21 protein-coding genes and 2 pseudogenes are annotated in these 22,988 nt (G+C 64.0%); 8 read left to right on the forward strand and 15 right to left on the reverse strand.

Annotation, left to right across the window (positions count from 1 at the left end; all coding sequences use genetic code 11):
• Positions 1–221 precede the first annotated feature (221 nt).
• Positions 222–1,289 (forward strand): NAD(P)-dependent alcohol dehydrogenase, encoded by a 1,068-nt coding sequence (locus MLB1_RS10360; protein WP_219602619.1) that lies wholly within the window; start codon positions 222–224, stop codon positions 1,287–1,289.
• Positions 1,290–1,487: 198 nt separating this feature from the next.
• Here MLB1_RS10360 and MLB1_RS10365 read toward each other — a convergent pair whose 3' ends face one another.
• On the reverse strand, positions 1,488–1,751 hold the full coding sequence (locus MLB1_RS10365) for a hypothetical protein (RefSeq protein WP_180749528.1): 264 nt from the start codon (positions 1,749–1,751) through the stop codon (positions 1,488–1,490).
• A gap of 237 nt (positions 1,752–1,988) precedes the next feature.
• Between MLB1_RS10365 and MLB1_RS24260 the strand changes: the two are divergent.
• Positions 1,989–2,222: pseudogene (locus MLB1_RS24260) on the forward strand (hypothetical protein); the annotation flags it as partial.
• A 324-nt stretch (positions 2,223–2,546) separates the two neighbouring features.
• On the opposite strand, the gene dnaB reads toward MLB1_RS24260, so the two are convergent.
• From dnaB to MLB1_RS10410, 8 genes are all read right to left on the reverse strand, one after another.
• On the reverse strand, positions 2,547–5,171 hold the full coding sequence (dnaB, locus tag MLB1_RS10375) for a replicative DNA helicase (RefSeq protein ID WP_180749529.1): 2,625 nt from the start codon (positions 5,169–5,171) through the stop codon (positions 2,547–2,549).
• A gap of 451 nt (positions 5,172–5,622) precedes the next feature.
• Entirely contained in the window at positions 5,623–6,078 is a 456-nt protein-coding gene (gene rplI, locus MLB1_RS10380) for a 50S ribosomal protein L9 (RefSeq protein ID WP_180749530.1), read from the reverse strand.
• 16 nt (positions 6,079–6,094) lie between these two features.
• On the reverse strand, positions 6,095–6,349 hold the full coding sequence (gene rpsR, locus MLB1_RS10385; RefSeq protein ID WP_180749531.1) for a 30S ribosomal protein S18: 255 nt from the start codon (positions 6,347–6,349) through the stop codon (positions 6,095–6,097).
• A gap of 47 nt (positions 6,350–6,396) precedes the next feature.
• On the reverse strand, positions 6,397–6,906 hold the full coding sequence (locus MLB1_RS10390; RefSeq protein WP_180749532.1) for a single-stranded DNA-binding protein: 510 nt from the start codon (positions 6,904–6,906) through the stop codon (positions 6,397–6,399).
• A 72-nt stretch (positions 6,907–6,978) separates the two neighbouring features.
• On the reverse strand, positions 6,979–7,269 hold the full coding sequence (rpsF, locus tag MLB1_RS10395; RefSeq protein WP_180749533.1) for a 30S ribosomal protein S6: 291 nt from the start codon (positions 7,267–7,269) through the stop codon (positions 6,979–6,981).
• Positions 7,270–7,389: 120 nt separating this feature from the next.
• Positions 7,390–8,967, reverse strand: a complete 1,578-nt coding sequence (locus MLB1_RS10400) for a glycosyltransferase family 87 protein (RefSeq protein WP_180749534.1) — start codon at positions 8,965–8,967, stop codon at positions 7,390–7,392.
• A gap of 55 nt (positions 8,968–9,022) precedes the next feature.
• A complete protein-coding gene (locus tag MLB1_RS10405; RefSeq protein ID WP_180749821.1) occupies positions 9,023–11,446 on the reverse strand; it encodes a transglycosylase domain-containing protein in 2,424 nt (807 codons plus the stop codon).
• 19 nt (positions 11,447–11,465) lie between these two features.
• Positions 11,466–11,885, reverse strand: coding sequence for a DUF5318 family protein (locus MLB1_RS10410; RefSeq protein WP_180749535.1), 420 nt, complete (start codon positions 11,883–11,885; stop codon positions 11,466–11,468).
• 131 nt (positions 11,886–12,016) lie between these two features.
• Here MLB1_RS10410 and MLB1_RS10415 point away from each other — a divergent pair, with 131 nt between their 5' ends.
• The 5 genes from MLB1_RS10415 (at position 12,017) to MLB1_RS10435 (ending at position 16,046) form a co-directional block, all read left to right on the forward strand.
• Positions 12,017–12,535, forward strand: a complete 519-nt coding sequence (locus MLB1_RS10415; RefSeq protein ID WP_180749536.1) for a hypothetical protein — start codon at positions 12,017–12,019, stop codon at positions 12,533–12,535.
• Between the two features lie 62 nt (positions 12,536–12,597).
• On the forward strand, positions 12,598–13,389 hold the full coding sequence (locus MLB1_RS10420) for a DUF1707 domain-containing protein (protein ID WP_180749537.1): 792 nt from the start codon (positions 12,598–12,600) through the stop codon (positions 13,387–13,389).
• Positions 13,390–13,423: 34 nt separating this feature from the next.
• On the forward strand, positions 13,424–14,272 hold the full coding sequence (locus tag MLB1_RS10425; RefSeq protein WP_180749538.1) for a DUF1707 domain-containing protein: 849 nt from the start codon (positions 13,424–13,426) through the stop codon (positions 14,270–14,272).
• A 101-nt stretch (positions 14,273–14,373) separates the two neighbouring features.
• Positions 14,374–14,919, forward strand: a complete 546-nt coding sequence (locus tag MLB1_RS10430; RefSeq protein ID WP_180749539.1) for a PadR family transcriptional regulator — start codon at positions 14,374–14,376, stop codon at positions 14,917–14,919.
• A gap of 35 nt (positions 14,920–14,954) precedes the next feature.
• Positions 14,955–16,046, forward strand: coding sequence for an inositol-3-phosphate synthase (locus tag MLB1_RS10435; protein WP_180749540.1), 1,092 nt, complete (start codon positions 14,955–14,957; stop codon positions 16,044–16,046).
• A gap of 53 nt (positions 16,047–16,099) precedes the next feature.
• Here the strand turns inward: MLB1_RS10435 and MLB1_RS10440 are convergent, their stop codons facing one another.
• The gene (locus MLB1_RS10440; RefSeq protein WP_180749822.1) at positions 16,100–16,939 is read right to left on the reverse strand and encodes a TIGR03619 family F420-dependent LLM class oxidoreductase; all 840 of its coding nucleotides are present in this window, start codon (positions 16,937–16,939) and stop codon (positions 16,100–16,102) included.
• A gap of 115 nt (positions 16,940–17,054) precedes the next feature.
• Between MLB1_RS10440 and MLB1_RS10445 the strand changes: the two genes are divergently transcribed.
• Positions 17,055–18,440, forward strand: a complete 1,386-nt coding sequence (locus MLB1_RS10445) for an amino acid permease (protein WP_180749541.1) — start codon at positions 17,055–17,057, stop codon at positions 18,438–18,440.
• On the opposite strand, the gene MLB1_RS10450 is transcribed toward MLB1_RS10445, so the two are convergent.
• The 5 genes and pseudogenes from MLB1_RS10450 to MLB1_RS10470 all read right to left on the reverse strand — a co-directional run bounded on the left by MLB1_RS10450 (position 18,430) and on the right by MLB1_RS10470 (position 22,931).
• Complete coding sequence (locus MLB1_RS10450; RefSeq protein ID WP_180749542.1) at positions 18,430–19,479, reverse strand: phosphotransferase family protein; 1,050 nt, start codon at positions 19,477–19,479, stop codon at positions 18,430–18,432. The two genes, MLB1_RS10445 and MLB1_RS10450, sit on opposite strands and share 11 nt — an antisense overlap.
• A complete protein-coding gene (locus MLB1_RS10455) occupies positions 19,479–20,768 on the reverse strand; it encodes an acyl-CoA dehydrogenase family protein (protein ID WP_180749543.1) in 1,290 nt (429 codons plus the stop codon). The genes MLB1_RS10450 and MLB1_RS10455 overlap by 1 nt, the downstream gene beginning before the upstream one ends.
• 5 nt (positions 20,769–20,773) lie before the next feature.
• Positions 20,774–21,437: pseudogene (locus MLB1_RS10460) on the reverse strand (TetR/AcrR family transcriptional regulator).
• Positions 21,434–22,171, reverse strand: coding sequence for a glucose 1-dehydrogenase (locus MLB1_RS10465; protein ID WP_180749545.1), 738 nt, complete (start codon positions 22,169–22,171; stop codon positions 21,434–21,436). Before MLB1_RS10465 ends, MLB1_RS10460 begins: the two are co-directional and overlap by 4 nt.
• A 79-nt stretch (positions 22,172–22,250) precedes the next feature.
• Positions 22,251–22,931: a sensor domain-containing protein gene (locus MLB1_RS10470; protein WP_180749546.1), complete on the reverse strand. Its 681-nt coding sequence runs from the start codon at positions 22,929–22,931 to the stop codon at positions 22,251–22,253.
• Between the last annotated feature and the right edge of the window lie 57 nt (positions 22,932–22,988).

Raw genomic sequence — 22,988 nt, forward strand, 5'->3', positions numbered from 1 at the left:
CTGCCCAACGACACGGCGTAGCCAAATCGCCGCGATGTCCGACAGTCGAATGTAGCTATCCGCCAATGGACGCACGCACCTAAAGACACAATTGCACTGGATATTGGCGGATACGAGCGCCCGACTTGAGCGTCTATACTCGTTGCTATCGTTGAGAATCGTGTTATCGTCAAGAATAGCTGCTATCAGTTAATCACGCCGGATTGCCAGGAGGACATGACATGAAGATGCGCGCGGCCCGGATGTACGGGTACAAGCAGCCACTGCGCCTGGAGGAGATCGACGTACCCCAGATCGGTCCCGAGGAGGTGCTCGTGAAGGTCGGTGGGGCCGGTATGTGCCGGACCGACTTCCAACTCATCGACGGCCACTTCGCCGGGATGGAGCTGGAGTTCCCGGTCACTCTGGGACACGAAGTTTCCGGGTGGATCGACGGCGTTGGTTCACAGGTGCCGAAGTCCGCGGGTCTGTCGGAGGGCGACCAGGTCGTGGTGTTCGGCAGCTGGGGTGACGGCTCCTGTCGCCAGTGCCACGAAGGCAACGAGCAAATGTGCGGCCACGTCGTCTGGTCGGGGTTCGCCGAGCATGGCGGCTACCAGGAGTACATGCCCGTCCACTACCGATACCTGATCAAGATGCCCGGCGGCGGTGACCTGTCGCCAGAGAACCTGGCGCCGCTGACCGATGCCGGACTCACCCCGTACCGCGGCATCAAGAAGCTGCGCAACTCCGGTCACCTCACGGCTGGCCGTACGCTCGCGGTCAGCGGCATCGGCGGCCTGGGCAGCTACGCCACCCAGTACGCAAAACTGCTCGGCGGGGGTGCCGACGTGGTGGCATTTGGCCGCAGCGACGAGAAGCTAAAGGTTGCCCTCGACAACGGCGCCGATCACGTCATCAACGTCCGCGATAAGGACACCGACGCCATCCGCGCCGAACTCGAAAACCTCACGGGGCGCAGCGAGCTCGACGCGGTGATTGAGTGCTCAGGCGCCGAGGAAGCTATCCAACTGGCGTTCTCCCTGCTGGCCACCGAGGGTGCCGTAGCATCAGTCGGCCTCATGGGCCAGCAGGCCAAGGTTCGCCTGGTCGATATGGTCATGCGGGAGTTCACGTACTTCGGGTCCTGCTGGGGCAATTACAACGACCTCACCGAGGTCTTGGCCCTTGCCAAGGCCGACAAGATCAAGCACACCGTGACACCGGTGCGCTTCGATGACGTCAATGAGACCCTTGACGCGATCGGTCGCGGCGACGTGATCGGCCGCGCCGTAATCGTCTACGACTAGAGCGAACCGATCGCGAAGGAAGGCACCCGCGGCCTCCTCGTCGGTGACGAGGAGGCCGCGGGTGTGTTCGACGATGCGCGTGGTGGTTTGGGTCATACCTCGGTGCGGAGCCTCGCGAATACACGCGGGTGCCCGACAAAGGACTTCGGCGCTATCAAGCCGACAGCAACCCGGCTGCCATCACGTGGGTAGCGCCATTCATTCAGGATCTGGTGCAGGCGCTTCTGGCCCACCTGATGCCGCTGCAGCCGCACGTTGCAACAGGGTGTAAAGGACGCGGCGATCGTCGGAGGTGAGCGTGGAGAACATCTGGTTCTCGATGGATGCCACCACGTGCTCGACGTCGTCGAGCATCCGGGCACCGGCGTCTGTCAGCGCGACGATGTGCCGGCGACGGTCGGTGGCTGAGCGTCGGCGCTCGACATAGGGGGCGTCTCGTCTGCTGCGCTGGGCTGACCGCATTGCATCCGCCAGCAGTGCTGCTCGAGATCGGATGGGTCCAGGCCGATTTCCAGAGCGGTTGTCGTAAAGCCCAGGCGCGCCAACGGGTTTGTGGTTTTACCCTGCCTGAGTGCCGGCGAGCAGGACGTGTGCGGGGTTCGGAAATGTTGTGCGGCAGCCATAAGGCTTGGATCGGGACCATCAGCGGGTCGGTCAGTGTCCGGACCGCGACGCGGCCGCGAAGGGCCGGACCCGCCGGTGCGGGGACCTCTCGACCGAAGCCTCGCGCAAGCTGCTCAAGAGCATGTCATCTGCCGCCGAGCCGCCGCCCAACGTGACGCCGATCCACGGATCTCAACTACCGCCCATCACGGTGGCCACCGACGGATCGGTGCGCGGAGAGAGCTGGAACTTCCAGAAGGAACCAGTCTCCACACGCTTCGGCACTCTGCTGCGACCTCCCTGCTCGAGGACGGAGCGCATATCAAGCTCGTGTCCGCGATCCTCGGCCACTCAGATACTGCAATCACTGCCGACATCTATGGGCACGCGCCGGATGCTGCGCAACGCTCCCACACCAAATTGACGGCACATCCTGCACAACAAGCACTTTCGTGCCGGGGTCTCCCCGTTACGGACGGAAACCGTCGCATCGGTGGTCCGTCCACCACCGGACACACCCCGACCTTCTCACCTCACGAACACGGTCCTGCGCACCTCTCGCCGCATGCCTCACTCTTACTGCACAAATGCAGTCCAGGTGCAATCAGACTCGGGAATATGACGCGAAACTCGGCACCCTACACGGCGTTCGGGCTACCGGGCCATATTGGTGAAGCGAGACAGGTGCAGCTGATGCGCCACGGTGATGGTGGCCGTCGGACCGTTACGGTGCTTGCCCAAAATCAGGTCGGCCTCGCCGCCGCGCGGATCATCTCGCTCGAACGCGTCCGGTCGGTGCAGCAGGATGACCATGTCGGCGTCCTGTTCCAGCGAGCCGGATTCACGAAGGTCCGAGACCATCGGTCGCTTGTCGGTGCGCTGTTCGGGTCCACGGTTCAGCTGGCTGATCGCGACCACCGGAACCTGAAGCTCTTTGGCCAACAGTTTCAGATTTCGCGAGAACTCCGAGACTTCCTGCTGACGGGATTCGTGCTTCTTACCCGAGGTCATCAGCTGCAGGTAGTCGACCACCACCAGCCTGAGCCCGGCCTTCTGGTTGAGCCGACGCGCCTTGGCCCGGATCTCCATCATGGTCAGGTTCGGCGAATCGTCGATATACAGCGGTGCCTCGCTGATCTCGCTCATCCGCCGCGCCAGCCGGGTCCAGTCGTCGTCACTCATGCGACCCGAACGCATATCGCCCAGTTTGATTTTCGCCTCGGCCGAAAGCAGGCGCATGACGATCTCGGTCTTGCTCATTTCCAAAGAGAAAATGACACTTGGCATTTGGTGCTTAATCGAGCATGACCGCATGAAATCCAAACCCAGGGTCGAGTTGTGCGTGGGCACCATGGACCTACTCGCCAAATACAGGTGGTCGCGGTTGTCGACCTCAACGCACCGCACCGGCACGCTGCTGATCGGACGCACATCGACGACAAAGCGCGAACCGGACCGCGCGGTTCCCTTACCTGCACGACGCTCCTTGTGTAGCAACGCCTTACGCGGCAGTGCGAACACCTCGTCCTCGCACGCGAACGTGAGCGTGTACGCGATCGAGGAAGACTCCCTGCGCCCGCCCACTCTCTTTGTCGAGGTTTGGCAGCGGTAGCCGAGGCTCACCACCAATTCGGCTACGTCAGCGGCAAGCCGTGCGCTGGTTACGGCGAACTGCACGGATCCCCCGGCGGTCACCGTGCCGTCGGTGTCCAGCAGCCCCGCGAGCGTCGCTCGCCGCTGGGGCTCGGATGCACGCAAGTACTCGATGGGGATGTGCTTATCTCCCAGCACTCCGATAGTCCGGAGGCGCGCCTGCAGCGTTCCGACGGACCGGTGGCAGATCTGGCACAGGTGCCCGCCCGCAGACGGGTGCCCGCACCGCACGCAGGTCGGCGCCGCCACAGCTTCCGAGATGAACCGGGCACGGCCACCGCACGATTGGCCGCACGTACGGACCTGGCTGGTTTTCGGAATGAACGATTGGCCGCAGACAGCGCAGTTGCGTTCCGCCACAGGAACATCAGGGAGCGTCAGCTGATACCGGTACTTCGCCGCCGGGGAAGGATGCGCCTCGACGCCCTCGGCCTCGATGTACATCACGATTTCCGGATCGGCACAGGTGATCTGGGCCGACGCGCTTGTCCCGTCGCCCAACCAGGCGCCCAAAGTGTAGGGCCCCACAAGGAGGTCCCGCTGCGGCAACTGCACCGGCTTGGCGTTGACTACTGAATGGTTCAGCCGACGATCCGCCGTCTCGCAACGCAGGGTCTCGGCGATGTCGCGTGTGGTGCGCACGTCCGCGAAGGTGCGCTGATTCCGGGTTCGGTTGTATCCGGTGGCGGCCGCGTGCGCGGACTGCCGCGAGGCGCGAGTCTCCGTCAGCCACTGGTGCTGCTCGTCGGCCACTATCACCGTGCCATCGGAGAACTCCACCTCGTAGCACGGGCGTCCGGCCATCACCTCGGTCGCGGCGACCACCCGGGTCGGCTTGCCGTCGGCGTCGAGCAGCTCGTCCCCGACCCGGACCTCACCCATGGTGGTCCACCCGGTCGGTGTCGGCAGCGGTGTATCGAGCGCCAGCGCCTTACCAACACCAGGTCGAGCCGCCACGATGATCATCTGCCCCGGATGCAGCCCGTTGGTGACCTCGTCCAAATCGGTGAAGCCGGTGGGTACACCCTTGGAAATGCCGCCCGCCGACGCGATCGCATCGATCTCGTCCATCGTCGGCTGAAGCAGCTCTTCGAGGGGAACGTAATCCTCCGACATCCGGCGATCCGTGACGTCGTAGACCTCCGCCTGCGCCCGGTCCACCACCTCGGCGACATCGGCGCCCTCGGCCCCGGCGTAGCCGTACTGCACCACGCGCGTCCCAGCCTCCACGAGGCGGCGCAGCAGCGCCTTCTCGGCGACGATGCCGGCGTAGTACCCGGCGTTGGCGGCCGTCGGCACCGTTGAAATCAGGGTGTGCAGATAGGGCGCCCCGCCCACACGGCGCAGCTGCCCGCGCCTATCCAGCTCGGCGGCCACCGTCACCGCATCGGCAGGCTCTCCCCTGCCGTACAGGTCGAGGACGGCCTCGTACACGCTCTGATGGGCGGGCTTGTAGAAGTCATGCGGCCGCAGCTTCTCCAGCACATCGGCGATGGCGTCCTTGGACAGCAGCATGCCGCCCAGCACGGACTGCTCGGCCGCCCCGTCCTGGGGCGGTTGACGGCCGAACTCCTCCTGAGGAGGTGCTACCGGGCCGGCCTGGCCCAGATCGTCGACTATCGCCACGGCGCGCGGTCCTCCTACTCAAATCAAGTCGAACACATGATCGCGGCGAGGTCCGACAAGTACGGATTACTCCGGCGCGCCGCGGTAGACGTTAGATGTTGCTAGCGGCCCTGCCAAGCGACCCTGTGGATGAGCCTGGGCATGGTGTGTGGACTACTGTCCAACACGGTGTTAGGGGGTTGTGGACAACCTGGGGATAGCTACCTACATTCCTGCACTTTTCCCAGATAGCGGCCAGTGATCTAGTTGACAGGACTGTGGATGGGAATCCGTTCGGCGTGTCGCATCAGGTTGCGTGCTCGGGCGTGTTCTGTTACCTGGATCAACCCTCTAGGTTAACTAGAGGTAGCTTCGCTGGAGTGGCACACTCGTCCAATACATTCGCCAGTAGATACGGCAACGGCGCCGCGGAACCCCGCGACGCCGTTGACCCGGCAGTATTTCGGATCGATCAGCCTTCGGCGACTACATCCACAGTGACCTTGGTAGCCACGCCGGTGTGCAGGTGCACATCCAGTACGTAGGAACCGAGCTGCTTGATGTGCGCCTTCGGCAGAGTGACCGTCCGCTTGTCCAGGTTCGGCCCACCGGCAGCCTTGATGGCGGCCACCACGTTGGTGGCGGTCACCGAACCGAACAGCTTGCCCTCGCCAGCCGTCCGCACTGTGAGCTTGACGGCACCCAGCCCCTCGAGCGTCTGCTTGATCTCGTTGGCGTGCTCGACGCCGCGGATCTCCTTGGCCTCCCGGGCCCGACGGATGTCGGTGGCCTGGCGCTCCGCACCACGGGTGGCGACAATCGCCAGCCCGCGCGGCAGCAGGTAGTTGCGTCCGTAGCCGTCCTTCACCTCGACGGCGTCGCCGGCCGTGCCGAGGTGCTCGACCTCGGTTGTCAAAATCAGCTTCATCAGATGTCCTCCGGTCCTACCGCGTCGCCGCGCTGAACGGCAGCAGAGCCACCTCACGAGCGTTCTTCACTGCGATCGCAATATCGCGCTGGTGCTGCACGCAGTTTCCGGTGACCCGGCGGGCCCGGATCTTGCCGCGCTCACTGATATACGTGCGCAGCAGGTTGGTGTCTTTGTAATCGATGTTCAGCGCCTTCTTGGTGCAGAACGCGCACTTACGTGCCTTGACCGGCTTTTCCGGGGCAGGACGGCGCTTCGTCGTCTTGGCCATGCTGAATCTCTTTCTTTCTAGCTAGGTAAGTAGGTGTGTCGCCCGAATCAGAAGGGCGGTTCGTCGTCCGCGGCGGTGGAACCGGAGGCCGGAGCACTGCCCCACGGATCGTCGGCCGGCTCGTTGGAACGGTTTCCGCTGCCACCAGCAGAGCCACCCCCACCACCGAAGCCTCCGCCGCCGCCACCACCGCGCGAGGCCTTGTTGACCTTGGCAGTGGCGTACCGCAGAGACGGGCCGATCTCGTCGACCTCGAGCTCAACCACAGTGCGCTTCTCGCCCTCGCGGGTCTCGAAGGAGCGCTGCTTGAGCCGACCGGTGACGACAACGCGGGAACCACGAGTCAGGCTCTCGGCCACGTTTTCGGCGGCCTCACGCCAGATATTGCACCGCAGGAACAGCGCCTCGCCGTCCTTCCACTCCGACGTCTGTCGGTCGAAGGTGCGGGGAGTCGACGCCACCGTGAAGTTGGCGACGGCAGCCCCGGACGGCGTGAAACGCAGTTCCGGATCGGCGGTCAAGTTTCCGACGACCGTGATGATGGTGTCACCTGCCACGGTTCCTCCTCGTATCTGTCAGCTGGCGTGGTTAACCGGAGCCTACGGAAGTCGGCTGACTCCCGTGGGGCGTCAGCGGGCTCCGGTCCGCAAGACCTTGGTCCGCAGCACGGACTCGTTCAGGCCCAGCTGGCGATCCAGCTCGGACACAGTGGCCGGGGCTGCAACCACGTCGATCACCGCGTAGATGCCTTCGGCGTGCTTGGCGATCTCGTAAGCAAGACGGCGCTTGCCCCAGATCTCCACCTTCGCGACGGTTCCGCCATCACTGCGGATGACATTGAGAAACGTATCCAGCGATGGAGCTACGGTGCGCTCGTCAAGAGTGGGGTCGAGGATGACCATGATTTCGTACTGACGCATGAGAAACTCATCACCTCCTTTGGTCTAGTGCGGCCACGGCGTACCCGTGGCAGGAGAGTCGCCTGCGTCGGCAACCGGCCAAGGCTACCGCACAGCCCCCTGACCGGCGAAATCGTGGATTCAGGCGCGCGCTATCTGCGGCGCCGGCTTACGCGGCCGCAACCAGACCGGCAGCCAAGCCGGAACCGCGTCGGCGGCCCCGTCACAGGGCCCGCCCGCCGGATCGTCATCGTGCGCGCGCACTAAGTCCTCACTGGGACGGTAGATCTGGCGCAGCACCAACATGCACAACCCGATCACCGCGATATCGCGTACCAGCACGGTGCCGGTGAACCACTGTTCGGGCAGCCCCTTGTTATCCATCCCCAGCAGGTAATACATCCGCGGAACCCACACCAGCGCATCAACGGTCATCCACGCCAACAGGATGCGACGATGCGGCAGCGCCACCACCGCCAACGGCACCAACCACAGTGAGAACTGCGGGCTCCACACCTTGTTGGTCAGCAGGAACACCGCGACCACCAGGAACGCAAGCTGCGCCACCCGGGGGCGTCGCGGAGCGGTCAGCGCCACGTATCCGATGCCCAGGCAACAGATTCCGAACAGCGCCGCCGATACGGCGTTGAGAACGACGGGCGGCTCCCAGAAGCCCAGCGGGCCGTCGAAGCCCTGCCACCCCGTGAAGGACTTGAAGACGTTGTACAGCGAGTCCATATCGTCGCCACGACGGGTGTTGAGCCGGAAGAACTCCCCCCACCCCCGCGGGAACATCATCGCGACCGGCGCGTTCACCACGACCCAGGTGGCCAGTGCGGCCGCGGCGGTCTTGGAGAACTCGTGCATCTTGCCGCTGCGCAGGCTCACCAGCAGCAGCGGAAACAGCAGTAGCACCGGGTAGAGCTTGGCGGACACCCCCAGCCCGATCAGCACACCCGCGAGCCACGGCTTTCGGCGCGCCCATGCCCATAGTGCCGTCATGCTGAAAGCCGTTGCGAGAGCGTCGAAATTCGTGAAGATCTGGAATATCACGATCGGGGACGCGGCGATCATCACCACATCCCACGGGCGGGTGCGCGGGCTCAATCCCGCACTGGCCCAAATGGTTACCAGCCACGCCAGCGCCAACCCGAATGCCACGATGTCGAAGAACATCACCACTTCGGCGACGACGGGCAGCCCCAACAGATCACTGGCCTGTGTGTACGTCTTGGCGAGAGCCATCGCGGTGTACTGGTACACCCCGGTGACCACCGGGTACTCCATGTACCGGACCGCCGGAGTGCCGTCGTACTGGATCTTCTGATGTCCACCCGAGTCGGTCTCCAGCCAGCTCGACTTGTACGGGAACCGGCCCTGGTTCAACAGTTCCGCGCCGTACAGAGGCACCGTGTCTGAGTAGCAGAGCTGGTAGTAGGCCCGGTTGTTGTCCCAATTGGCCACGCGCTGAGCACCGTTGCCACTCCCGGTCTGCTGCAGACACGGCGCCTTGCTGGTCCACCCCAAGATGAGGAACCCCAGCGCGATGATGAACACGATCCGCAGCGGCGTCCAGAACGGCTGTCGGCCAACCAACGCGTGCCGGCCTACCGGCCCGCCGACGACCTCTGAAAGCTCTGCACCGATAACGTCCGTATGACTGGGAAAGTCCCGGTCGTCGGCACTGCGCAAATCGTCCGCGAGTGTTTGAGGAGACACCGTTTCAGGCTGGATGTCGCCGACTACGCGGCTTTGAGATTCGGCCGGCACCTGCCTACGGCCCCGGTGGTGGCGGAACGTCGCCCTCCGGTGGCGGTGCCGGACCGCGCGGAACCACAGTGGGCGGCCCCACCGGAATGGTGATACCCGGCGCAATCTCGATGGTCGGCTGGATGGTCATCATATCTCCGCCGCCAACAGGTGGGGGTCCCGGCGGACCGTCCTGTGACGGTGGGGGCGGCACGTAGGTCGGCACACCCGCGTAACCACCGATCGGCCCCGGCTTGGGGAAGGTCTCCTTGTTGGTGCCGTCCAGCGCACCATCCATGGTCTTCTTCCAGATATCCGAGGGCAGACCGGAACCGTAAATCGGCCCACCCCAACTGTTCCGGATCGCCTTACCCTCGTCGGTACCGATCCACACCGCGGTCGAGAGCGACGGCGTGACGCCGACCATCCAGGCGTCCTTATTGTCCTTGGTGTCGCCCAGCTGTGCAGTACCGGTCTTGGCGGCCGAGTCTCGTCCACCTGCCAATCCATGCCCACGCGAGTAGGCCGCGACCGGCTTCATCGCCGAAATCGCGTTGTTCGCAACATCATCGGAGATGCGCTTCTCGCCCGTGTTGTCGGAGGAGCCGGCGTCGAAAAGCACCTGCCCGTCGGCGTTCACGACCTTCTGGATGAAATGCGGCTTGCGGTACGTGCCCGACGCCGCCAAGGTGGCGTACGCCGAAGCCATATCGAGCACTCTGGTCTGGTACTGGCCCAGCACTACACCGTTGTTGGGCCCTCCGCCCTGACCGTCCTCGGACAAGGTGTGCGACACCCCCGGGAAGTTCTCGGCGATACCGGCGGTGTGCGCGGCCGCGGCCACGTCATCAGGGCCGTTCTTCAGCTTCAGCATGAGCCGGTAGAAGCTGGTGTTGAGCGAGCGCTTGAGCGCCTCGGCCACCGAACACGTTCCGCACGAAGCGTCTTCGCTGTTCTTGATGGTGATGCCCTGATAGGTCAGCTCCGAGCTGTCCAGCTGGTAGCCCAGGCCGATCCCCTGCTGCAATGCGGCAACCAAGGCGAACACCTTAAAAGACGAACCGGTCTGCAGACCCTGCTGCGCATAGTCCAGTCCCTGCGCGTTGGAGCCGCCGTAGTACGCCTTGACCGCGCCCGTGCGCGGATCAACCGACACCACCGCCGTCCGCAAATCGGGGTTCTCCCCCTGCAGGGTGCTGTTGACCGCATTCTCGGCGGCCTGCTGCGCCTTGGTGTCGATGGTGGTGGTGATCTGCAATCCCTCGGTGTTCAGGGTCTGCTCGTCGATATTGAACAGGTCGGTGAGCTCGGCCATCACCTGACGCTTGATGAGGCCGTTGGGGCCCGTCGTCGCGTTCTGTGCCGCGGCCTGCTCGGGCGGAACCGTCGCCGGGTACACCTGCCCGCCGCGATCCTGCGCGGAGAGCGCGCCGATGGTGACCATGCCGTCGAGCACCCAGTTCCAACGGTTCGTCGACTCCGGCAGATCCACCGCGGGATCCAGCCGCGACGGCCGTTGGATCAGCGCGGCCAGTAGCGCACCCTCGGACACCGTGAGCTGCTCGACCGGCTTGTCGAAGTAGGCCTTCGACGCCGCCGAGATGCCGTATGCGCCGCGCCCGAAATAGATGATGTTGAGGTAGGCCTCAAGCACCTGATCCTTGGACCAGGACTGCGACATCTTCGTGGAGATGACGATCTCCTTGGCCTTACGGGTTAGACCCCCAAGACCGGCGCGCTGCGAACCCACCATCGCGTTCTTCACGTACTGCTGGGTGATCGTCGACCCGCCCTGGGTATCGCCGCCGAACATATTGTTCTTGACCGCGCGTAGCAGGCCCGAGAAGGAGAAGCCCGGGTTGCCGTAGAAATCACGGTCCTCAGCGGCCATCACCGCCGCGCGCACATGCTGGGGCACCTGGTCGATCTTGATATCGACCCGGTTTCCCTCCGGCGGAACAACTTTGGCGAGCTCGGTGCTGCCGTCACTCGCCAGGATGGTGGACACCTGGCTGGTGCGGATATCACCCGGCTTTGGGATGTCGACCACCGAATACGCCAGGGCGAACGTCGCGAGCGGGATGATGATCGCCAGGACCACCAGTGCGATCGCAATGCGACGGAAGGTCCTCCAGCCGTTGCTCTTCCGCTTGCGGCGGCGCTGCGGCGGGTGCGACGAACCGCCCGGCCGGCCAGGCGGGCCCAGCGGCGGAGGCGGTGGCTCGTGTCCGAAACCCCCGTCGTGGTCATCGCCGTCACGTTCCAGCGCGGCTCGCGCTGCGGCCACCGCGTCCTCGTCGCGCCGGTACAACGGCAAATCCTCGATGGGATCCAGGATCGACGTCGGGCGATCGTCCATGCCGGGGGTACGCGGAGCCGCACCGGCAGCATCCAACTGCGGTGCATCCGGGCGGCCGCTGGGCGCTACCGGATTTTGCTCCCCAACCACACCGCCGTCACCCGTTTGCCTATTCACTGGCCGTCCGGGCACGAGTTGTTCGCTGACGTGGGGTCCCCTTCGGCGCCGGGAGGGCGCCCATGACATACGACTTCACCAAATGATTCCAACTGCAGGTCCGACATACCTCGACAACGTGCACGGCGAACTCCGAGAACCGAGTGGCGAGCATCACGAGTTCCTCGGCCGAACGGGCCGATCCGGACACCGCGCCCAGGTGCTCACCGAAAACCCACGACACCAGCGTCAGTTGCTCCTTGCGGCAGATCGGGCACACCACAACGCTGGATTTGCCGTGAAACTTAGCCGCCCGGAGCAGGTAAGGGTTCGCGTCGCAGACTTCAGCCACACCGGTACGTCCGGAATAGACCTCTGCCAGCAGGGATCGCCGCTTGAGCGCGTAATCCACCACCTGTCTCTGCAATCGCACGGTAACCAGAGTACGTCCGATTCGGAACTGGCCCTCGCTGCCCGCCCAGTCAGCCTGTCCTTTTTGCAAACCGTGGTGACTCCGCGATGTGCTCGTTACGCTTGGCTGTCCGCCGGCCCGAAAGGACCCCGATGACATACGGCTCCGTGCATCCCTCCGCCCCGCCACCGCAGAACCGCCGACCACTGCTGGTCATCCTCGGTCTTCTTGTCGTCGTCATCCTCATCGGCGCCATGCTTGCGATCACCCAGGGCGGACCAGACGAGACTGCGCCCACTGCCTCATCGACATCGTCGACAACAAAAGCTCGGGCGTCCTCATCGCCCTCCGCCGCAGTCAGTACGTCACCGTCGGCATCGGCCGCGGCGACCGGACCCGGCAAAGTCGTCGGATCGGCGGTCATGGAGGTATCCGGTACCGGCCGAGCCACCATCACCTGGCGGGAGAACGACGGGCCCGAGCATGTCGAACGCGATGTGGTGCTGCCGTGGAACCGGCGGATCCAGGTCATCGAACACGCCGTCTCCGGGGTCAAGGCGCAGGGCGGCGATATGTGCGTCATCAAGGTGACCGCCGGCGGGCTTACCAATGGCATCGGTTCCTTTGACAACAAGGCCAATCCCGTCTGCTCCTTCTCGTATTACGAGTAGAGGTGCTCGCGCCCGCATCCTGACGATCACGACCGCGGATGGGCCGCTCTACGATTCCTCGCATGGCGACCCGAGCCAAGGATTCCGACAGAGACCTCACCTGCAAGGCGCTCGACGACGCCTTCGGCGAGGGCCAAATCTCCACCGACGAACACCGCCAGCGGATCGCCGTTGCCACCCGCGCGCAGACCCTTGGCGAGCTCAACGGTGTGGTCTCCGATCTGCAGTTGGCCAATCGCCCGGCTGAGCTCGCCGCGGTCCCGCCCACGCCGCGGCGCCGGATATGGCCCGCCCTGCTGCTCACCGCAATCGCCGCGGCAGCAATCGGTGCAGGGGCCAATACCTATGTGACACGACCGGTACCTCCCGACCCGGGTGCTGCCGCAGACGGCGTCGCACCGGTGGTGATCGCCCCGACGAAACTGTTCTCCGTCCCGGGCCTGTCCGGCCTGCTGGACCAGATGCACGCGAAGTTCGGCGACACCACCGGTATCGAGCTGACCGTCCGCTCGAACAACGCGTCGTTGGTCCGCATCGAATCCGCGGACCCGAACCTGCCCATCACGTACCCGTACCAGGGCGGGTTCCGCGACGGCGGTGCGATGCCGGGCACCTGGCGGAATGTACGAATCGGAGATCTGGGCCGATTCGATCCGACCAAGATCGTCGGCGTGCTGCGCGGCGCACCCCAGACCCTGAACGTGCCCGCAGCCGGAGAGAGCGGAACCGTCATGGTGATCCGGCCCAGTGACGAGGGCGTCGACATCACCATCACCGTCTCGGAGAGGGACCGCACCGGCCGCATGGTGGTCGCGGGAAACGGTGAACCCAAGGAGGTTGCGCCCGCTCCCTGACCACCAAGATCCCGGCCGCTCTACGATTCCTCGCATGGCGACAGTCATCCGGGCCAAGGACAGCGACCGTAACGACACCTGCAAGCTCCTCGACGACGCGCTGAGCGACGGGCAGTTGTCCATGGAGGAGCACCGGGAGCGCGTCACGTCTGCCACCAACGCCTCCACGCTGGCGCAGCTCAGCTCGCTGGTCTCCGACCTGCAGAACGCCAAAGAGTCCGCGGACATGCGCGTCCTCAAGGGGCCGGAAGGACGGCGATGGCGGCGGTGGTACATCCCCGTAGGGGTGTCTACCGCGCTGGTTCTGGTGGGTGTCCTCGTCGGTTGGGGCGCGTATGGAAACACCAGCTCCCCCTTGGACTTCACCACGGACCCCGGCGCCAAACCGGACGGTGTGGCACCGATTGTGCTGACCCCCCCACGTCAACTGATGTCACTGGGTGGTTTGACCGGATTGCTGGATCAGATGCGCCAAAAGTTCGGTGACACCACGGGATACGAGCTGAACATCTACGGGGACTATGCCCTTCTCACCCGACCGGATCCGCGTGAACCGCGCCGCACGCTCCGGTACCGCTACGCAGGCGGGTGGGACCACCCCGACGAATCCTCTTCCCCCGATCACGACGATCGCGTGGTGGATCTCGGCAAGTTCGACGTCAAGACCATCATCGGAATCCTGCGCGGCGCACCCGAGACCCTTGGCATCAAGGCGACCGAGGTGAAGAACACCTACCTCTTCATCAAGCCCAGCGAGGACAAAACCGCGCCACCGGACACCGTGCAGATCGATATTTCGGTGAGCGGCGAGTTCCAGAACGGATCGATCTACGTCAATCCCGACGGCACGCCCATTCGCACCATGTATCCATCCGGGAACTAGATCCTCCCCCGTGTGGCGCCCGCATATATCGCGGCGATACTATTGCTCGATCGGTGCACAGAGATGCTCCGGCGACATATACGTTGGTGGGAGGTGACTTCATGTTGGAACTGGCCATCCTTGGCTTGCTGCTTGAGTCACCCATGCACGGCTACGAGCTGCGCAAGCGCCTGACAGGGTTGCTCGGAGCGTTCCGAGCGTTCTCCTACGGCTCGCTGTATCCGGCGCTGCGCCGCATGCAAGCCGACGGGCTTATCGAGGAGGACTCCGCCCCCGCAGGCACCACGGTGCTGCTTCGCGGCAAGCGGGTCTACCAGATGACAGCCGCCGGCCGAGCCCGGTTCAGCGAGCTGGTGGCGGACACCGGCCCGCAGAACTACACCGACGACGGCTTCGGTGTGCACCTGGCATTCTTCAACCGCACCCCGGCCGAGGCTCGGATGCGGATCCTCGAAGGCCGCCGCCGCCAGGTAGAGGAACGCCGGGAAGGCCTACGCGAGGCCGTCACCCGGGCAAGCAGCTCGTTTGATCGTTACACCAAGCAGCTGCACCAGCTGGGCCTGGAGTCCAGCGAACGAGAAGTGAAGTGGCTCAACGATTTAATCGCGGCCGAGCACACTGCTCAGGCCAGGGGCACGGAGCAGTGACCCAAAGCATGTCCATCGGTAAAGGAGAACCGTCCATGTCCAACAACACATCTGAGGTGCGCGTCGCTATCGTCGGCGTTGGCAACTGCGCATCCTCGCTGGTCCAGGGTGTGCAGTATTACCAGGACGCGGACGAGAACTCCAATGTTCCCGGTCTCATGCACGTCAAGTTCGGTCAGTACCATGTGCGCGACGTAAAATTCGTCGCCGCGTTCGACGTGGACGCCAAGAAGGTCGGCTTCGATCTCTCCGAAGCGATCTCGGCCTCCGAGAACAACACCATCAAGATCGCCGACGTACCGCCGACCAACATCATCGTGCAGCGCGGCCCGACCCTGGACGGCATCGGCAAGTACTACGCCGAGACCATTGAGATCTCCGAAGCTGAGCCCGTCGACGTCGTAAAGACGCTGAAGGACAACAAGGTTGACGTCCTGGTCTCCTACCTTCCGGTGGGCTCGGAAGAAGCCGACAAGTTCTACGCCCAGTGCGCCATCGACGCCAAGGTGGCGTTCGTCAACGCGCTGCCGGTGTTCATCGCCTCCGACCCGGTGTGGGCCAAGAAGTTCGAAGACGCCGGTGTGCCCATCGTCGGCGACGACATCAAGAGCCAGGTGGGCGCCACCATCACCCACCGCGTGATGGCCAAGCTGTTCGAAGATCGCGGTGTCACCCTGGACCGCACCTACCAGCTGAACGTCGGCGGCAACATGGACTTCAAGAACATGCTCGAGCGCGAGCGCCTGGAGTCCAAGAAGGTGTCCAAGACACAGGCCGTCACCTCGAACCTCAGCGGCTCGCTGGCCGACAAGGTGTACGACAAGAACGTGCACATCGGCCCGTCCGACTACGTCGCCTGGCTCGATGACCGCAAGTGGGCCTACGTCCGCCTCGAAGGCCGCGCCTTCGGTGACGTGCCACTGAACCTCGAGTACAAGCTCGAAGTATGGGATTCGCCCAACTCGGCGGGCATCATCATCGACGCGGTGCGCGCTGCGAAGATCGCGCTCGATCGCGGCCTGGGCGGCCCGATCCTGCCGGCCTCGGCCTACCTGATGAAGAGCCCGCCCAAGCAGCTGCCCGACGATATCGCGCGTACCCAGCTGGAGCAGTTCATCGAGGGTTAAGTCCCTATGCGCCGAGCGCGTAGTTATGCACAGGTTTTGTGAGAAATCGGTGCCTAACTGCGCGCTCGCGCTGTATTCGCGATCTGGGCCAACGCATCGAGTGCTGCCATGGATTCCGCTTCACTCAACGGATCCAGGTGGAACAACACGCGATCCGCGCCTGCCTCAAGGTAATTCGCGGCCAGCCTGTCATCGGGCGGCACCTCGGTAACGGTCACTCCCAGGTCGGCGCGGCCCTGCTCGGCGAACCAGCCGCGAATATTCCGGACATCCTCGGGTGTGGTGCCGGGCGCCAGCGGCAGCCAGCCATCGGCCAGGCGCACCGTCCTCGACAGCGCCGCCTTGCTGGCCCCGCCCACGTAAACGGGTACCGGCCTGCTCGGACGGGGCCGCGACACAATCGGCCCGAAATCGACGTGCTTGCCATGGAATTCGGTCTGGTCTTGGGTCCAGATAGCCCGCAGCGCAGTCAGCTGCTCATCGAGTTTGGCGCCCCGCTTCGTTGGGTCGGCGCCATGGTTACTCAGCTCGCCCAGATTCCACCCGACACCGACGCCGAGCACCAGCCGGTCGTCCGACAGCGTGGCCAGGGTGGCGGTGGCCTTCGCCGTATGCAACACATCGCGCTGCGGCAGCAAGGCGACTCCGGAACCGATGACCAGCCGTCGCGTCGCGGACAGTGCATAGGCCAGCACCACCGGCAGATCTCTGATCAACGGCAATCGGGCACGGAAAGCAGGCGCGATCTCGTCCTGACCCGGCGTATCCACCGGAAAGTAGGAGTGGTCATCGAATAGCAGCCAGTCGAATCCGCGTTCCTCGACAGCACGGGCAAGCACATCCGGGGTCACGTATCCGTCTGCGGATGAGGTGGAGATGCCGAAGCTCGGAATGAGGGTCACGACAAGCAGGAACCGCCATCTCACGCTGCGAATTCCAGGCAACGCACTGCACAATCTGGTTACGGGGTGCATCCTCGAGCTACCCCCGGACCGAAGGAGGCACATCATGGCTGCGGATGAGCCCATCGAGGGTGGCGGCCTGCAGCACTCGTTGCAGAAGCGCCACCTGACGATGATCGCGATCGGCGGCGTGATCGGTGCCGGCCTGTTCGTGGGCTCCGGAGCCATCATTCAATCCGCTGGGCCCGCTGCATTCCTCACCTACGCCATCACGGGCGTCCTCATCGTCATGGTGATGCGGATGCTCGGCGAGATGGCCGTCGCCAACCCATCCACCGGTTCCTTCGCCGACTACAGCCGCCGCGCCCTCGGCGATTGGGCGGGTTTCTCGGTGGGCTGGCTGTACTGGTACTTCTGGGTGATCGTGGTCGGGTTCGAAGCGGTCGCCGGTGGCAAGTTGATCCAGGATTGGCTACCGCGAGCCCCGCTATGGCTGGTGGCACTGCTCCTCATGATGGCGATGACCGCCACCAACCTCTTCTCGGTGCGTTCCTACGGCGAGTTCGAGTACTGGTTCGCCAGCGTGAAAGTCGCTGCGATAGTGGCGTTTCTGATCGCCGGAACGTGCTACGTCCTCGGGTGGTGGCCCAACAAGGAGATGGACTTCTCCAACCTCACGAAGACCGGGTTCATGCCACACGGACCGGGTGCGATCTTCAGCGGCATCGTCATCGTCATCTTCTCGATGGTCGGCGCCGAGATCGCCACCATTGCCGCGGCCGAATCCAAGGATCCCGCCAAAGCCATTAGCCGCGCGACGAATTCGGTCATCTATCGCGTCGCAATCTTCTTCGTCGGCTCGATCTTCCTGATCGCGGTGATCGTGCCGTGGGACAGCCCGGAGCTGGGGACCTCGCCGTACGTGACTGCATTCGACGCCATGGGAATCCCGGCGGCCGATCACGTCATGCGGTTTGTCGTGCTCACTGCCGTGCTGTCCTGTCTGAACTCGGCGATGTACACCGCATCCCGGATGCTCTTTGTGCTGGCCGGCCGTCGAGAAGCGCCTCGTAGCTGGCTCACGGTGAACTCTCGCGGCGTCCCGGTGCACGCGATTCTCGCGTCCTCGTTGGTCGGCTTCGTCTGCGTTATCCTGGCGTACTTCTTCGAGAAGACGGTCTTCTTGTTCCTGCTCAACTCATCGGGTGCGGTAATCCTGTTCGTGTACTTGATGATTGCCATCTCGCAGCTCGTGCTGCGCAGGCGGACGCCGCCCGAGAAGTTGATCGTCAAGATGTGGGGCTACCCCTGGCTCACCATTCTCACCGCCATCGCCATCGTCGCGATCCTGGTGGAGATGGGCTTTCAGGACGAGACCCGCCCCCAACTATGGGCCAGCCTGCTGTCCTGGGCGGTGATCCTGTGCCTCTTCGGTGTGCTCCGACTGACTCAGCGGCGCGCGCCGGTACCCAAGGAGCCGGTTACCCGGTGATCGACACCGCCCTCGCAAACAGCTGCAGCGTCAGGCCATGGAGGTAATCCCCCACCGCCACAGGCGCTTTCCCGGCAAATGCGCGGGCATGCGTGCCCTCCAGGATGATGCCCAGCTTGAAGCAGGCCAGCACCGTGTACCAGTCCATGGCACTCAGATCCCGGTCCGTGCGTTCCGCATAATGCGCGACCAGTTCCTCCGGTGTGGGTAGGTTCCCGGCCTGGACCAGCGCTCCACCCAGTGACGCATCGTCCGCCTCCGACGGCCAGGTCGCCAGCAGCCAACCCAAATCCAGCAGCGGGTCACCGATCGTCGACATCTCCCAGTCCACGATCGCGGCGAGCTGGGGTCCGTCGTTCCGGAACATCATGTTGGCCAGGTGAAAGTCGCCGTGCATGATTCCCGGTTTCCACTGCGAGGGTCGATGTAGCTCAAGCCAATCCGCGACCGATTGCAGGCCCGGGATATCGGCCCCCGGATACCCCTCGTGCTTGGCATAGGAATCCAGCTCCTTGAGCCAACGGGGCACTTGGCGTTCCAGGAAGCCGTCGGGGTTGCCGTAGCCGTCAAGTCCCAGCGCCTGATAGTCGAGTGCACCCAGCGCGGCGATACCACTGACGGCTTCCAACCCCATCTGATGTCGGACATCCGCACTGCCGGCATGCAACTCCGGCAAGATGACCGAGGCATTGAAGCCGTCCACCGGTTCCATCAGGTAGAAGACCGCACCTCCCAGCACCGACTCATCGGTGCACGCCGCAATGAGCTCCGGTGCGGGAACCCCCTGCCCGCGTAGCGCTCCCAGCAATCGCGCCTCCCGACGGATCACATTGTTACTGGCCTCGCGCAGATGCTTTGGCGGCCGCCTCAACACGTATTCGCGTCCACCACGGGTAAAACGCACCATGATGTTCTGGGTGCCACCCGAAATCGGGGCGACATCGACGACCTCTCCCCCCGGCAGGCCCTGCTCATCCATCCAGCGCGAAACAACATCGAAATCAACGCTTTTTGGATCCACATGCTGAGGTGCGGCCATTACAGATTGCCCACCCGGTGCTCGAGCCGAGCCGCGACATGCGCCCGGGCCTTCTCGGTGAGCGCCGGGATGTGGCTCGGCGGGAACAGCCCCTCGTACGGGGCGTACTCCTTGAGCACCTCCTTGGCGATGGTGACCTTGTGTACTTCGGTCGGGCCGTCGACGAGGCCCATCACCTCCGAGTAGAGGAACATCTTGGCCAGCGGCAGTTCCTCGGACACCCCGAGGGAGCCGTGCAGGTGCAGCGCGCGCTGGGCGACATCGTGCATGACCTTGGGCATAGCGGCCTTGATGGCCGAGATGTCCTTGCGCACCTTGAGGTAATCCTGGTGCTTATCGATCAGCCAGGCGGTACGCAGCACCAGCAGGCGGAACGACTCCATCTCGATCCAGCTGTCGGCAATGCGCTCCTGTGTCATCTGCAATTTCGCGATGGTGCCGCCGCGGGCCTCTCGGCTGATGACTCGCTCGCACATCATGTCGAATGCCTTGCGAACCTGGGCCACCGTCCGCATGGCGTGATGCACGCGACCGCCGCCGAGGCGAGTCTGCGCGATCACGAACGCCGCACCCTCGGCACCCAGCATGTTCTCGGCAGGGACCCGAGCATTGGTGAAGCGGGTATACGCCTCGTCCTCGCTGAACCCGTGCACGGTGATGTTTCTGACGATCTCGACCCCGGGGGCATTCGGGTCGACGATGAACATTGACATTCCCTGATACGCACTGACGTCGGGGTTGGTCACAGCCATGACGATCCAGAAGGCCGCGTGCCGCGCCTCGGAGTTGAACCACTTCTCCCCGTTGAGAATCCACTCGTCGCCGTCGCGCACCGCAGTGGTCTTGAAAAGCGTCGGGTCGGACCCGCCCTGCGGCTCGGTCATGACGTAACAGGAGCCGATATCACCGTCCATCAGCGGCTGCAGGTATTTGGCCTTCTGCGCCTCGGTGCCATAATGTGCGAGGATCTCGGCATTACCGGTATCGGGCGCCTGACATCCGAATATCGAAGGGGCCCATACTGATCGGCCCAGAATCTCATTGAGGAGACCCAGCTTCAGCTGGCCGAATCCGGGGCCGCCCAGCTCGGGCCCTAAGTGGCAGGCCCACAGGCCGCGGCGCTTGACCTCCTCCTTGAGGGGACGCACGTAGTCCATCGCTTCGGTGTCGGACTTGTCGTACGGGTTGGCGAACACATAATCGAGCGGTTCGACCTCGGTGCGGACGAACTCGTCGGCCCAGTCCAACAACTCCTGGTACTCCGGGTCGGTTTCGAAATCCCATGCCATGTCAGTCACTTCCTGTCGGTTCGGGGTTCATCTAGAAAGTCAATTTGGACAGTTCATTTGGACACCGTCCAAAATCATGTCTGCGATACGTTTGGCGATCTGCGCCGGGCTCTTGCCGTCCGTGCGGTACCACACCGAGACCATGTTGAGCATGCCGAGGATGGCATTGGTGACCACGTGGTCGGCCGTACGAAACACCCCCGCCTGGTGTCCCTCATCGAGGACCCGCTGCCAGCAGCGCTGCAATTCGTCGCGCAATTCCTGCAGTTCCGCCGCGCGCTCACCAGTCAGCGCGGAACCGTCGCGGACCTGGATGGCGACCTGCTTGCGATACTTGACAATGAGGATGACGTAGGAGCCTATGAGTGTGCGCAGGCGCTTGGCCGGATGAGTGTTCATGCCAGCGATATGGGCTGCCTCGGTAAGCATTTCATCGATGTAGCTGCGCAGGATCTCCCACAGGAGTTCCTCTTTGGACCCGATGTGGTAGTACAGCGCGCCGCCGCGCACACCGGCCGCGGAGCCTATTTCCGCGACGCCCGTGCCGTGAAACCCCTTTTCCGCGAAGAGCTCCGTAGCCACGTCCATGATCCGCCGACGAGTCGCCGCGGCATCACCGTCGGAGGCGGGCGGACGGCCCCGGCGCGGTTTTGCGCCGGTTTCCGTCACAGGATGCCGCCGTCCAATCGGATCGTGCTCCCCGTGCAGTAGGCCGACGCCTCACTCGCGAGATACAGTGCGGCGCCAACGATATCCTCCGGTTCGCCGACTCGTCGCAGTGGGATGCTGGGAATCAGCGCCTCGGCGAATCCCTCTGGCCAGGCCGCCGCGATATCGGTGTTGAACAGCCCGCACTGAATCGTGTTGGCACGCACGGTCGGCCCGAAGCTATGCGACAACCCGAGAGTCAGGGCGTTCAATCCGGCCTTGGCCGCCGCGTACGGCAACGCCGTCGCATCGGGTCGCACCGCCTCAATCGAGCTGATATTGATGATCGAACCGCCGGCCCCCGCTGCCATCTTGGTGGCGATCGATGCCGACAACCGGAACGGGCCCTTCAGGTTGACCCCGATGACCTTGTCGAACAGCGCCTCCGATACCTGGTCCAGGCTGGCGTACAGCGGAGACAGTCCCGCGTTGTTCACCAGCACGTCCACCCGCCCGAACTCGCGGTACACGGTGTCGACCAGCCCATCGCACTGTTCCCAGGAGCTGACATTGCAGGCGACGGGGAGCGCGCGGCGGCCGTGCTCGGCTTCCACCTTGGCGGCCAACTCATTGCAGGAGTCGATCTTGCGGCTGGCAATCACCACATCGGCGCCGTGCGCCGCGAATGCCTGCACCATCGCCCGCCCCAATCCGCGGCTTCCGCCGGTGACGACGACGACCTTGTCCTGCAGCATCCGGTGCTCCCTCATTTAATGTGGCGATCGATACATTAAATGAGGGAGCACTAGGACCGCAAGGGGCCACCGCCCCGATTCAGCCAGCGAGCTTGTCCAGGAGCCGACTGATGACCTGTTCGGCTTTGTCGTCGGCGTCAACCAATCGGCAGTACATAACCGAGGCGATGTAGTTGGCGCGCGGCCGCGCAATCAGCCGACACGACCACTTTCCGGAATCGTTCTTCCGTGTCCAATTCACCTCATCGTCACCGGCGTGGATCACCTGAATGTGCCAGCTTTCGGAGCCGGTCGCGGTGTTGAGATCGCCGCGCACCCCGTCACACCGCTGCATCCGAGAGGAGAACTGCTCGAACTGCTGCTGCGCATTCGCCACGCTCTCGAACACCACCAGTGCATTACTGATCGTGTACTCCCGGACGCCGTCGGCGACCTTGGTCGCGGTCTGCACGCGAGCGGCGGTGAAGCTCAGGTACTGCTGACGGGTGGCCAGGGTGGCACCGAATGCACAGTCCGACACTATGTTCCCGTTGGCTAGCACGGTCTCGATCGGCACCACCTGCTCCAACCGAGGTATCCCCGTCACCTCGCCGATCTCCTCGGCGGTAAGCAACTTTTTCGCCATGATCCGCTGCTCGGGCTGCACCTTCGAGTAGAACGGCTTGGTGCCCTGGGGAGCCGCCGCAGTACCACCGACCGGGTGGGTACACCCGGACGCGAGAACGGCAATGCTGAGAAAAACGCCTGGTGCCCAGCGCATTACCGACACTCCGACAGCTTCTTCGTCAACCGGTCCAACACGTCACCCACCTTGTTG

This window comes from Mycobacteroides sp. LB1 (genome assembly GCF_013449725.1).
In the GTDB taxonomy this organism is placed as follows: domain Bacteria; phylum Actinomycetota; class Actinomycetes; order Mycobacteriales; family Mycobacteriaceae; genus Mycobacterium.